Here is a 14,359-nt window from a genome sequence, read left to right as displayed (position 1 = left end):
GAATAATTTGGATAAGTCCTCGACCGATTAGTATCTGTCAGCTCCACATGTCGCCATGCTTCCACACCAGACCTATCAACCTCATCATCTCTAAGGGGTCTTACTGGATTAACTCCATGGGAAATCTCATCTTGAGGGGGGCTTCATGCTTAGATGCTTTCAGCACTTATCCCGTCCACACGTAGCTACCCAGCGATGCTCCTGGCGGAACAACTGGTACACCAGCGGTGTGTCCATCCCGGTCCTCTCGTACTAAGGACAGCTCCTCTCAAATTTCCTACGCCCGCGACGGATAGGGACCGAACTGTCTCACGACGTTCTGAACCCAGCTCGCGTACCGCTTTAATGGGCGAACAGCCCAACCCTTGGGACCTACTTCAGCCCCAGGATGCGATGAGCCGACATCGAGGTGCCAAACCTCCCCGTCGATGTGGACTCTTGGGGGAGATAAGCCTGTTATCCCCAGGGTAGCTTTTATCCGTTGAGCGATGGCCCTTCCATGCGGAACCACCGGATCACTAAGCCCGACTTTCGTCCCTGCTCGACTTGTAGGTCTCGCAGTCAAGCTCCCTTTTGCCTTTGCACTCTACGAATGATTTCCAACCATTCTGAGGGAACCTTTGGGCGCCTCCGTTACTGTTTAGGAGGCGACCGCCCCAGTCAAACTGCCCACCTGACACTGTCCCTGAACCGGATCACGGCTCGAGGTTAGAATGTCAGCACAGTCAGGGTAGTATCCCACCGACGCCTCCATCGAAGCTGGCGCTCCGACTTCCAAGGCTCCTACCTATCCTGTACAAACTGTACCAACATCCAATATCAAGCTACAGTAAAGCTCCATGGGGTCTTTCCGTCCTGTCGCGGGTAACCTGCATCTTCACAGGTACTATAATTTCACCGGGTCTCTCGTTGAGACAGTATCCAAGTCGTTACACCATTCGTGCGGGTCGGAACTTACCCGACAAGGAATTTCGCTACCTTAGGACCGTTATAGTTACGGCCGCCGTTTACTGGGGCTTCAATTCAGAGCTTCTCCCGTAAGGGATAACCCCTCCTCTTAACCTTCCAGCACCGGGCAGGTGTCAGCCCCTATACTTCGCCTTGCGGCTTCGCAGAGACCTGTGTTTTTGCTAAACAGTCGCTTGGATCTTTTCACTGCGGCTCTCTCGGGCATACACCCTACCAGAGCACCCCTTCTCCCGAAGTTACGGGGTCATTTTGCCGAGTTCCTTAACGAGAGTTCTCCCGAGCGTCTTAGAATTCTCTTCTCGCCTACCTGTGTCGGTTTGCGGTACGGGCACCTCTCACCTCGCTAGAGGCTTTTCTTGGCAGTGGAGGATCAGGAACTTCGGTACTAAATTTCCCTCGCCATCACAACTCAGCCTTCACGAGAAGCGGATTTGCCTACTTCTCAGCCTAATTGCTTGGACGCACATATCCATCAGTGCGCTTACCCTACCTTACTGCGTCCCCCCATTACTCAAACGGTGAGGAGGTGGTACAGGAATTTCAACCTGTTGTCCATCGCCTACGCTTTTCAGCCTCGGCTTAGGTCCCGACTTACCCTGAGCGGACGAGCCTTCCTCAGGAAACCTTGGGCTTTCGACGGAGGGGATTCTCACCCCTCTTTTCGCTACTCATACCGGCATTCTCACTTCTAAGCGCTCCACCAGTCCTCACGATCTGACTTCGCTGCACTTAGAACGCTCCCCTACCACTGACACCTAAGGTGTCAATCCATAGCTTCGGTGATACGTTTAGCCCCGGTACATTTTCGGCGCAGAGTCACTCGACCAGTGAGCTATTACGCACTCTTTAAATGGTGGCTGCTTCTAAGCCAACATCCTGGTTGTCTGGGCAACTCCACATCCTTTTCCACTTAACGTATACTTTGGGACCTTAGCTGATGGTCTGGGCTGTTTCCCTCTTGACTACGGATCTTAGCACTCGCAGTCTGACTCCCGAGTAAAAGTTTTTGGCATTCGGAGTTTGACTGAATTCGGTAATCCTGTGGGGACCCCTAGTCCAATCAGTGCTCTACCTCCAAAACTCTCAACCTCGAGGCTAGCCCTAAAGCTATTTCGGGGAGAACCAGCTATTTCCGAGTTCGATTGGCATTTCACCCCTACCCACACCTCATCCCCGCATTTTTCAACATGCGTGGGTTCGGGCCTCCATTCAGTGTTACCTGAACTTCACCCTGGACATGGGTAGATCACACGGTTTCGGGTCTACGACGGCGTACTCATTCGCCCTATTCAGACTCGCTTTCGCTACGGCTCCGCCTTATCAGCTTAACCTTGCACGACATCGTAACTCGCCGGTTCATTCTACAAAAGGCACGCTGTCACCCATTAACGGGCTCCAACTAGTTGTAGGCACACGGTTTCAGGATCTGTTTCACTCCCCTTCCGGGGTGCTTTTCACCTTTCCCTCACGGTACTGGTTCACTATCGGTCACTAGGGAGTATTTAGCCTTGGGAGATGGTCCTCCCGGATTCCGACGGGGTTTCACGTGTCCCGCCGTACTCAGGATCCACTCAGGAGGAAATAGAATTTCGACTACAGGGCTGTTACCTTGTGTCGCGGACCTTTCCAGATCGCTTCGCCTATCCTATTTCTTTGTAACTCCGTATAGAGTGTCCTACAACCCCAAGAGGCAAGCCTCTTGGTTTGGGCTGATACCGTTTCGCTCGCCGCTACTCAGGTAATCGCATTTGCTTTCTCTTCCTCTGGGTACTTAGATGTTTCAGTTCCCCAGGTCTGCCTCCTCATACCCTATGTATTCAGGTATGGGTACTATTCCATTACGAATAGTGGGTTCCCCCATTCGGATATCCTCGGATCAAAGCTCACTTACAGCTCCCCGAGGCGTTTCGCCGTTCGTCGCGTCCTTCTTCGGCTCCTAGTGCCAAGGCATTCACCGTGCGCCCTTTCTAACTTAACCAAAATTTAAAAAAGGTTGTTGAATTCTTGACATGCTCGTTCAATCTTCTCTATTAAAAGATACCGATGAACAAATATGTTTACATGGACTTCAGATAAACTTCGAATATCTTCGTCTACTTCACAACTCGCGTTCTCACGTACTGATATACGCTCCGAGCACTCGCTTGATCGTATCCTCGATCTTCTTGTTTCTCTTTGTCCGTTTTCATTATCTAGTTTTCAAAGAACCATTGGTGGAGCCTAGCGGGATCGAACCGCTGACCTCCTGCGTGCAAGGCAGGCGCTCTCCCAGCTGAGCTAAGGCCCCACTTATAAGATATATATGGTGGGCCTGAGTGGACTCGAACCACCGACCTCACGCTTATCAGGCGTGCGCTCTAACCAGCTGAGCTACAGGCCCCTATCTTATTAGATAGAGAATAGAGAGTAAGTCCTCTCAAAACTGAACAAAAGATCCAAAGCGTATATGATCGTAAGATCATACATCGACTAGAGTTAAATACTCCATAGAAAGGAGGTGATCCAGCCGCACCTTCCGATACGGCTACCTTGTTACGACTTCACCCCAATCATCTGTCCCACCTTAGGCGGCTGGCTCCAAAAGGTTACCTCACCGACTTCGGGTGTTACAAACTCTCGTGGTGTGACGGGCGGTGTGTACAAGGCCCGGGAACGTATTCACCGCGGCATGCTGATCCGCGATTACTAGCAATTCCGGCTTCATGTAGGCGAGTTGCAGCCTACAATCCGAACTGAGAATGGCTTTATGGGATTCGCTCAACCTCGCGGTTTTGCAGCCCTTTGTACCATCCATTGTAGCACGTGTGTAGCCCAGGTCATAAGGGGCATGATGATTTGACGTCATCCCCACCTTCCTCCGGTTTGTCACCGGCAGTCACCTTAGAGTGCCCAACTGAATGCTGGCAACTAAGATCAAGGGTTGCGCTCGTTGCGGGACTTAACCCAACATCTCACGACACGAGCTGACGACAACCATGCACCACCTGTCACTTTGTCCCCCGAAGGGGAAAGCTCTATCTCTAGAGTGGTCAAAGGATGTCAAGACCTGGTAAGGTTCTTCGCGTTGCTTCGAATTAAACCACATGCTCCACTGCTTGTGCGGGCCCCCGTCAATTCCTTTGAGTTTCAACCTTGCGGTCGTACTCCCCAGGCGGAGTGCTTAATGTGTTAACTTCGGCACTAAGGGCATCGAAACCCCTAACACCTAGCACTCATCGTTTACGGCGTGGACTACCAGGGTATCTAATCCTGTTTGCTCCCCACGCTTTCGCGCCTCAGCGTCAGTTACAGACCAGAGAGTCGCCTTCGCCACTGGTGTTCCTCCACATATCTACGCATTTCACCGCTACACGTGGAATTCCACTCTCCTCTTCTGTACTCAAGTCTCCCAGTTTCCAATGACCCTCCACGGTTGAGCCGTGGGCTTTCACATCAGACTTAAGAGACCGCCTGCGCGCGCTTTACGCCCAATAATTCCGGACAACGCTTGCCACCTACGTATTACCGCGGCTGCTGGCACGTAGTTAGCCGTGGCTTTCTGGTTAGGTACCGTCAAGGTGCCGCCTTATTCAAACGGCACTTGTTCTTCCCTAACAACAGAGCTTTACGATCCGAAAACCTTCATCACTCACGCGGCGTTGCTCCGTCAGACTTTCGTCCATTGCGGAAGATTCCCTACTGCTGCCTCCCGTAGGAGTCTGGGCCGTGTCTCAGTCCCAGTGTGGCCGATCACCCTCTCAGGTCGGCTACGCATCGTCGCCTTGGTAAGCCGTTACCTTACCAACTAGCTAATGCGCCGCGGGCCCATCTGTAAGTGATAGCCAGAGGCCATCTTTTACCGTTCCACCATGAGGTGGAACGGATTATCCGGTATTAGCCCCGGTTTCCCGGAGTTATCCCAGTCTTACAGGCAGGTTGCCCACGTGTTACTCACCCGTCCGCCGCTAACATCAGGGAGCAAGCTCCCATCAGTCCGCTCGACTTGCATGTATTAGGCACGCCGCCAGCGTTCGTCCTGAGCCAGGATCAAACTCTCCATAAAAGTGTTTGATTAAGCTCACTTACACAGATGAAAAATCATCTTGTGTTAATAATTGACGAGATATCATGTATCTCTATTTCGCTTGGCTTTTGTTCAGTTTTCAAAGAACTTTTTTGTTTGTCGTTGTTAGCGACTTTATTATCTTATCAAATCAAGAATTGAAAGTCAATAACTTTTTTAAATTGTTTTTCGATGCCGCTTGTCTTTCGTTGGCAACAGAGACTACTTTACCAGCTATTTTGACAATCGTCAACACTTTTCATAGAAATTCTTTTCATTTTTACAAGTTTCATAGCAGCTAGGTACTTTATCTATGTTTTTACTTCGATATAACCATCTCTAAAATCCACCAGCGGACACTAATTGCGTCAGTTCGAGGGACTATTGCGTTGATAGACTCCTTAATTGCGTCTATTCCTTTCATGATCGCGTCACTCGAGACGCCAATTGCACCAATGTCAACTGATTGCGTCAGTTCAGGAGGGAAATGCGTCATTGTGTGCAACCATTGTATCTACTTTATTCATTATTGCTCCAGTTCCATGGTCAAACTTAAATCATTATATTAATAGAAAAAAAGCACAACCCGATTGGATTGTGCTTTATCGCCTGGCAACGTCCTACTCTCACAGGGGGAAGCCCCCAACTACCATCGGCGCAAAAGAGCTTAACGACCGTGTTCGGCATGGGAACGGGTGTGACCTCTTTGCTATCGCCACCAGACTATGATTCACTTTACAGTGAATGTTTGAGATGGTTCTCTCAAAACTAGATAATGTGTAAACATATGTCAAGAATAATTTGGATAAGTCCTCGACCGATTAGTATCTGTCAGCTCCACATGTCGCCATGCTTCCACACCAGACCTATCAACCTCATCATCTCTAAGGGGTCTTACTGGATTAACTCCATGGGAAATCTCATCTTGAGGGGGGCTTCATGCTTAGATGCTTTCAGCACTTATCCCGTCCACACGTAGCTACCCAGCGATGCTCCTGGCGGAACAACTGGTACACCAGCGGTGTGTCCATCCCGGTCCTCTCGTACTAAGGACAGCTCCTCTCAAATTTCCTACGCCCGCGACGGATAGGGACCGAACTGTCTCACGACGTTCTGAACCCAGCTCGCGTACCGCTTTAATGGGCGAACAGCCCAACCCTTGGGACCTACTTCAGCCCCAGGATGCGATGAGCCGACATCGAGGTGCCAAACCTCCCCGTCGATGTGGACTCTTGGGGGAGATAAGCCTGTTATCCCCAGGGTAGCTTTTATCCGTTGAGCGATGGCCCTTCCATGCGGAACCACCGGATCACTAAGCCCGACTTTCGTCCCTGCTCGACTTGTAGGTCTCGCAGTCAAGCTCCCTTTTGCCTTTGCACTCTACGAATGATTTCCAACCATTCTGAGGGAACCTTTGGGCGCCTCCGTTACTGTTTAGGAGGCGACCGCCCCAGTCAAACTGCCCACCTGACACTGTCCCTGAACCGGATCACGGCTCGAGGTTAGAATGTCAGCACAGTCAGGGTAGTATCCCACCGACGCCTCCATCGAAGCTGGCGCTCCGACTTCCAAGGCTCCTACCTATCCTGTACAAACTGTACCAACATCCAATATCAAGCTACAGTAAAGCTCCATGGGGTCTTTCCGTCCTGTCGCGGGTAACCTGCATCTTCACAGGTACTATAATTTCACCGGGTCTCTCGTTGAGACAGTATCCAAGTCGTTACACCATTCGTGCGGGTCGGAACTTACCCGACAAGGAATTTCGCTACCTTAGGACCGTTATAGTTACGGCCGCCGTTTACTGGGGCTTCAATTCAGAGCTTCTCCCGTAAGGGATAACCCCTCCTCTTAACCTTCCAGCACCGGGCAGGTGTCAGCCCCTATACTTCGCCTTGCGGCTTCGCAGAGACCTGTGTTTTTGCTAAACAGTCGCTTGGATCTTTTCACTGCGGCTCTCTCGGGCATACACCCTACCAGAGCACCCCTTCTCCCGAAGTTACGGGGTCATTTTGCCGAGTTCCTTAACGAGAGTTCTCCCGAGCGTCTTAGAATTCTCTTCTCGCCTACCTGTGTCGGTTTGCGGTACGGGCACCTCTCACCTCGCTAGAGGCTTTTCTTGGCAGTGGAGGATCAGGAACTTCGGTACTAAATTTCCCTCGCCATCACAACTCAGCCTTCACGAGAAGCGGATTTGCCTACTTCTCAGCCTAATTGCTTGGACGCACATATCCATCAGTGCGCTTACCCTACCTTACTGCGTCCCCCCATTACTCAAACGGTGAGGAGGTGGTACAGGAATTTCAACCTGTTGTCCATCGCCTACGCTTTTCAGCCTCGGCTTAGGTCCCGACTTACCCTGAGCGGACGAGCCTTCCTCAGGAAACCTTGGGCTTTCGACGGAGGGGATTCTCACCCCTCTTTTCGCTACTCATACCGGCATTCTCACTTCTAAGCGCTCCACCAGTCCTCACGATCTGACTTCGCTGCACTTAGAACGCTCCCCTACCACTGACACCTAAGGTGTCAATCCATAGCTTCGGTGATACGTTTAGCCCCGGTACATTTTCGGCGCAGAGTCACTCGACCAGTGAGCTATTACGCACTCTTTAAATGGTGGCTGCTTCTAAGCCAACATCCTGGTTGTCTGGGCAACTCCACATCCTTTTCCACTTAACGTATACTTTGGGACCTTAGCTGATGGTCTGGGCTGTTTCCCTCTTGACTACGGATCTTAGCACTCGCAGTCTGACTCCCGAGTAAAAGTTTTTGGCATTCGGAGTTTGACTGAATTCGGTAATCCTGTGGGGACCCCTAGTCCAATCAGTGCTCTACCTCCAAAACTCTCAACCTCGAGGCTAGCCCTAAAGCTATTTCGGGGAGAACCAGCTATTTCCGAGTTCGATTGGCATTTCACCCCTACCCACACCTCATCCCCGCATTTTTCAACATGCGTGGGTTCGGGCCTCCATTCAGTGTTACCTGAACTTCACCCTGGACATGGGTAGATCACACGGTTTCGGGTCTACGACGGCGTACTCATTCGCCCTATTCAGACTCGCTTTCGCTACGGCTCCGCCTTATCAGCTTAACCTTGCACGACATCGTAACTCGCCGGTTCATTCTACAAAAGGCACGCTGTCACCCATTAACGGGCTCCAACTAGTTGTAGGCACACGGTTTCAGGATCTGTTTCACTCCCCTTCCGGGGTGCTTTTCACCTTTCCCTCACGGTACTGGTTCACTATCGGTCACTAGGGAGTATTTAGCCTTGGGAGATGGTCCTCCCGGATTCCGACGGGGTTTCACGTGTCCCGCCGTACTCAGGATCCACTCAGGAGGAAATAGAATTTCGACTACAGGGCTGTTACCTTGTGTCGCGGACCTTTCCAGATCGCTTCGCCTATCCTATTTCTTTGTAACTCCGTATAGAGTGTCCTACAACCCCAAGAGGCAAGCCTCTTGGTTTGGGCTGATACCGTTTCGCTCGCCGCTACTCAGGTAATCGCATTTGCTTTCTCTTCCTCTGGGTACTTAGATGTTTCAGTTCCCCAGGTCTGCCTCCTCATACCCTATGTATTCAGGTATGGGTACTATTCCATTACGAATAGTGGGTTCCCCCATTCGGATATCCTCGGATCAAAGCTCACTTACAGCTCCCCGAGGCGTTTCGCCGTTCGTCGCGTCCTTCTTCGGCTCCTAGTGCCAAGGCATTCACCGTGCGCCCTTTCTAACTTAACCAAAATTTAAAAAAGGTTGTTGAATTCTTGACATGCTCGTTCAATCTTCTCTATTAAAAGATACCGATGAACAAATATGTTTACATTTCATTATCTAGTTTTCAAAGAACCAAGTACTAACTCTTACTCAACTTGGTGAGAATTAGTATCTAATTGAAGGATAGTTCCTTCAAAACTGAACAAAAGATCCAAAGCGTATATGATCGTAAGATCATACATCGACTAGAGTTAAATACTCCATAGAAAGGAGGTGATCCAGCCGCACCTTCCGATACGGCTACCTTGTTACGACTTCACCCCAATCATCTGTCCCACCTTAGGCGGCTGGCTCCAAAAGGTTACCTCACCGACTTCGGGTGTTACAAACTCTCGTGGTGTGACGGGCGGTGTGTACAAGGCCCGGGAACGTATTCACCGCGGCATGCTGATCCGCGATTACTAGCAATTCCGGCTTCATGTAGGCGAGTTGCAGCCTACAATCCGAACTGAGAATGGCTTTATGGGATTCGCTCAACCTCGCGGTTTTGCAGCCCTTTGTACCATCCATTGTAGCACGTGTGTAGCCCAGGTCATAAGGGGCATGATGATTTGACGTCATCCCCACCTTCCTCCGGTTTGTCACCGGCAGTCACCTTAGAGTGCCCAACTGAATGCTGGCAACTAAGATCAAGGGTTGCGCTCGTTGCGGGACTTAACCCAACATCTCACGACACGAGCTGACGACAACCATGCACCACCTGTCACTTTGTCCCCCGAAGGGGAAAGCTCTATCTCTAGAGTGGTCAAAGGATGTCAAGACCTGGTAAGGTTCTTCGCGTTGCTTCGAATTAAACCACATGCTCCACTGCTTGTGCGGGCCCCCGTCAATTCCTTTGAGTTTCAACCTTGCGGTCGTACTCCCCAGGCGGAGTGCTTAATGTGTTAACTTCGGCACTAAGGGCATCGAAACCCCTAACACCTAGCACTCATCGTTTACGGCGTGGACTACCAGGGTATCTAATCCTGTTTGCTCCCCACGCTTTCGCGCCTCAGCGTCAGTTACAGACCAGAGAGTCGCCTTCGCCACTGGTGTTCCTCCACATATCTACGCATTTCACCGCTACACGTGGAATTCCACTCTCCTCTTCTGTACTCAAGTCTCCCAGTTTCCAATGACCCTCCACGGTTGAGCCGTGGGCTTTCACATCAGACTTAAGAGACCGCCTGCGCGCGCTTTACGCCCAATAATTCCGGACAACGCTTGCCACCTACGTATTACCGCGGCTGCTGGCACGTAGTTAGCCGTGGCTTTCTGGTTAGGTACCGTCAAGGTGCCGCCTTATTCAAACGGCACTTGTTCTTCCCTAACAACAGAGCTTTACGATCCGAAAACCTTCATCACTCACGCGGCGTTGCTCCGTCAGACTTTCGTCCATTGCGGAAGATTCCCTACTGCTGCCTCCCGTAGGAGTCTGGGCCGTGTCTCAGTCCCAGTGTGGCCGATCACCCTCTCAGGTCGGCTACGCATCGTCGCCTTGGTAAGCCGTTACCTTACCAACTAGCTAATGCGCCGCGGGCCCATCTGTAAGTGATAGCCAGAGGCCATCTTTTACCGCTCCACCATGAGGTGGAACGGGTTATCCGGTATTAGCCCCGGTTTCCCGGAGTTATCCCAGTCTTACAGGCAGGTTGCCCACGTGTTACTCACCCGTCCGCCGCTAACATCAGGGAGCAAGCTCCCATCAGTCCGCTCGACTTGCATGTATTAGGCACGCCGCCAGCGTTCGTCCTGAGCCAGGATCAAACTCTCCATAAAAGTGTTTGATTAAGCTCAAAAATAATTCATTGACGAGATATCATGTATCTCTATTTCGCTTGGCTTTTGTTCAGTTTTCAAAGAACTTTTTGTTTGTCGTTGTTAGCGACTTTATTATCTTATCAAATCAAGATTTGAAAGTCAACAACTTTTTTAAAAATGTTTTTCGCTGCCGTTTGTCTTTCCTTGGCAACAGAGACTACTTTACCAGCCTTTTCGACAAGCGTCAATAGAAATATCAAAAATAATTGAGATTTGTCGCAAAAACATTTTTTGACCTCCTTAATAAGGAAAAACTCTCTTCCTCACGCAGCAAAGAAAAAACTACAAGCTTTATAGATTAGTATTATTGATGATTGCGCCATTTATATTTTAACGTTGCTTGCTTCAGCGAGTAACGAATAAACCAGAGTAGTTAGAAGATAAATGATGCGTACATATAAGGATGAGTAAACGAATCAACACGGACCAAACTACATCAATATCCCTGAAGGTTTGTACGACACGCCTTTTAATAATCAGTACTAACTATTATAGAAAGAGCTAAATTCACAAAAAGAAGGCCAAGTCAATCGACTTAGCCTTCTTTTCGTTTTCTATTCTGTTAGGAACATGAAATAAGCAATGAAGACAAAGAATAGTCCGTACATGATCGGGTGCACTTCTTTGCCGCGCCCTTTAAACAGCATCGTAATTGGATACATGATAAAGCCTAACGCAATCCCTGTTGCAATACTGTATGTTAAAGGCATGGTCACGACCGTTAAGAATGCTGGTACAGCAATCTCAAACTTCTTCCAATCAATTAAGCCTAATGAGGAAGCCATCAGCACACCGACAATGATTAATGCAGGCGCTGTTACTTGTTCTGTTACCACCGCTAGTAACGGCGAGAAGAACAATGCGATTAAGAATAAGCCCGCAGTGACAACTGATGTAAATCCTGTACGTCCTCCTGCTGCAACACCTGAAGAAGATTCAATATAAGCTGTAGTTGTTGACGTACCAAGGATTGCTCCAATAGATGTTGCACTTGAATCTGCTAATAACGCCTTACTTGCACGAGGCAGTTTATTATCTTTTACAAAACCAGCTTGGTTCGCTACAGCATATAATGTACCTGCTGTATCAAAGAAATCTACAAATAAGAATGTTAAAATAACAACAAGAAGTTGAATTGTGAAAACCGATGACCAGTCAATTGCAAATGCTTGGCCGAATGTTGGCGCTAAGCTAGGAACTGACCCAACAATTTGTTCTGGCATTCCAATAATTCCAGTTGCAATACCAGCTAACGATGTAATAATCATTCCATAAAAAATGCCGCCCTTATATCCTCTAACCATAAAGATCACCGTGATAACAAGACCGAATACAGCAAGCAATGTAGGACCTGCCATCATATCACCAAGCGTTACCGCTGTTGCTTCATAAGGAACAACAATTCCAGCATTTTTAAGGCCGATAAAAGCAATAAATAATCCGATACCAGCAGCTGCTGCATATTTTAGTTCTGCTGGGATCGCGTTAATGATTAACTCACGAATACGAAGAACCGTAATAAAAATAAAAATGATACCAGACATGAAAACACCGAATAACGCAACTTGCCAGTCAATCCCCATTCCAAGAACTACGGAATAAGCGAAGAAAGCATTAAGCCCCATCCCCGGAGCCAAGGCAATCGGGTAGTTGGCCACAACACCCATTATTAATGTACCAAGAGCCGCAGCCAGTGCAGTAGCAGTAAAGACAGCTCCCATATCCATTCCTGTATCAGCTAAGATAAGCGGATTTACAAATAAGATGTAAGCCATAGCGAGGAATGTCGTAACCCCGGCCACTGTTTCTCGTCTGTAAGTTGTTCCACTTTCTTTGAACTTAAAAAAACGATCCATTTCTCTTCCCCCATATCAAATGTGATCGTCATATCGCATAAATAAAAAAGCTTTGAGTATCATCTACCCAAAGCTTAACCACTAAAAAATTCATGACCCCTCAATTCAAATGAAGAGTACCTGATTTTTCGTAGTCAAGCTATTTACGGTAGCTTGGTAGAGACTCGCAGGCCCTATTCCTGCAGTTATACGAAATGACATCTTTTATTTCTATAAAGAAGTCTATCAATCAGGTCGAATTTTGTCAATGCTATTTCCGAACGTTAATTTATTTCCAGTTAATATCGTTCGTTTATTCCCACTCGATCGTTGCCGGCGGCTTAGAAGTAACGTCATACACTACACGGTTAACATTCTTTACTTCATTTACAATACGAGTTGAAATAAGTTCTAGTACATCCCACGGGATACGAGCCCAATCAGAAGTCATCCCATCAATGGAAGTAACGGCACGGATGCCTACTGTGTAATCGTACGTACGAGCATCACCCATAACACCAACACTTCTCATATCAGGAAGCGCCGTGAAGTACTGCCAAATCTCACGATCAAGCCCAGCTTTTTTAATTTCTTCACGTAAAATCGCATCTGATTCACGAACGATTTCAAGCTTCTCTTCTGTGATTTCTCCTAGAACACGGATTCCAAGACCCGGACCTGGGAACGGCTGACGCCAAACAATCTCATCTGGAATACCAAGCTCAGAACCAAGCTCACGTACTTCATCTTTAAATAACGTATTTAATGGCTCAATTAATGTGAACTTCATATCTTCAGGAAGTCCGCCTACATTATGGTGAGACTTAATCGTTTGTGCTGTATCTGTCCCACTTTCAATAATATCAGTGTAAAGTGTCCCTTGCGCTAAGAAGTCCATGTCCGTTAATTGGCTTGTTTCTTCTTCAAATACATAAATAAATTCATTTCCAATAATTTTGCGCTTTTGTTCAGGGTCAGATACACCTTTAAGCTTAGATAGGAAACGCTCTTGCGCATCAACTTTAATCACATTCATATTGAAGCCTTCACTGAAGGTTTTCATAACACCTTCCGCTTCATCTTTACGAAGAAGACCGTGGTCAATAAACATACACGTTAGTTGATCGCCAATTGCTTTGTGGATTAGTACCGCAACAACTGAAGAATCAACCCCGCCGCTTAATGCACATAATACTTTTTTATTTCCGACTTGCGCTCTAATTTTCTCCATTTCAATTTCAATGAAATTCTCCATTGACCATTCGCCGTGGCATTTACACACTTCAAATACAAAGTTTTTAAGCATTTCATTACCGAATTGCGAATGACGAACTTCAGGGTGGAATTGCACGCCATAGAAACCACGCTCAGCATTACTCATTGCAGCTACCGGACACGAAGGATTAAATGCATCGACTACGAAGCCTTCTGGAGGTGCTACAATTAGATCACCATGACTCATCCATACAGATTGCTCAATAGGAAGACCTTTAAAAATATCCGATTGGTTCTCAATGTTAATTAATGCTTTACCATACTCACGGTGGTTAGCAGCCTCTACTTTACCGCCAAAGTGATGAGTCATTAATTGCATACCGTAGCAAATCCCGAAGATCGGAATGCCTAAATCAAAAATAGCAGGGTCCACTTGCGGAGCACCTTCTACATACGCACTGTTAGGTCCGCCAGAGAAAATAATCCCTTTTGGATTCATTTCTTTAATTTCTTCTGCTGTCAGCTTGTTAGAGTGAAGCTCACTGTATACGCCAAGATCACGAATACGACGTGTAATCAATTGATTGTACTGACCGCCAAAATCGAGTACAACGACCATTTCTTGATTTAATTCATTCATGTTATCCACCCTTTATCTAGTAAGATTCTGAGAAACCCCCAATATACAAAAAGCCAGAATTCACCTGCTCGTCCAAAAGAA

At 48.1% G+C, this 14,359-nt stretch carries 2 protein-coding genes, 2 tRNA genes, 5 rRNA genes and 1 riboswitch; all 9 genes read right to left on the bottom strand.

The annotated features are described in order from the left end of the window. Positions 1-7: 7 nt before the first annotated feature. A 23S ribosomal RNA gene (locus PQ478_RS01910) occupies positions 8-2,947 on the bottom strand. Positions 2,948-3,180: 233 nt separating this feature from the next. Continuing rightward, positions 3,181-3,256: transfer RNA gene (locus PQ478_RS01905), tRNA-Ala, on the bottom strand. A 16-nt stretch (positions 3,257-3,272) separates the two neighbouring features. Beyond that, positions 3,273-3,349: transfer RNA gene (locus PQ478_RS01900), tRNA-Ile, on the bottom strand. 110 nt (positions 3,350-3,459) lie between these two features. Then, positions 3,460-5,011, bottom strand: a 16S ribosomal RNA gene (locus PQ478_RS01895). Positions 5,012-5,618: 607 nt separating this feature from the next. Continuing rightward, positions 5,619-5,734 (bottom strand): 5S ribosomal RNA (gene rrf / locus PQ478_RS01890). Between the two features lie 78 nt (positions 5,735-5,812). Then, positions 5,813-8,752: ribosomal RNA gene (locus PQ478_RS01885) — 23S ribosomal RNA — on the bottom strand. Positions 8,753-8,994: 242 nt separating this feature from the next. Continuing rightward, positions 8,995-10,546 (bottom strand): 16S ribosomal RNA (locus PQ478_RS01880). Together the 16S, 23S and 5S rRNA genes with 2 tRNA genes alongside form the textbook arrangement of a ribosomal RNA operon. Before the next feature lie 596 nt (positions 10,547-11,142). Next, positions 11,143-12,444, bottom strand: a complete 1,302-nt coding sequence (locus PQ478_RS01875; protein ID WP_289235641.1) for an NCS2 family permease — start codon at positions 12,442-12,444, stop codon at positions 11,143-11,145. Between the two features lie 111 nt (positions 12,445-12,555). Beyond that, positions 12,556-12,657, bottom strand: a riboswitch (purine riboswitch). A gap of 79 nt (positions 12,658-12,736) precedes the next feature. Next, positions 12,737-14,278, bottom strand: coding sequence for a glutamine-hydrolyzing GMP synthase (guaA, locus tag PQ478_RS01870; RefSeq protein ID WP_075683982.1), 1,542 nt, complete (start codon positions 14,276-14,278; stop codon positions 12,737-12,739). Positions 14,279-14,359: the final 81 nt, after the last annotated feature.

Source organism: Alkalihalophilus pseudofirmus, assembly GCF_029094545.1.
GTDB lineage: Bacteria > Bacillota > Bacilli > Bacillales > Bacillaceae_D > Alkalihalophilus > Alkalihalophilus pseudofirmus.
Note: the sequence above shows the minus strand (reverse complement) of the source record. Positions and strands in the feature narration are given on the sequence as shown.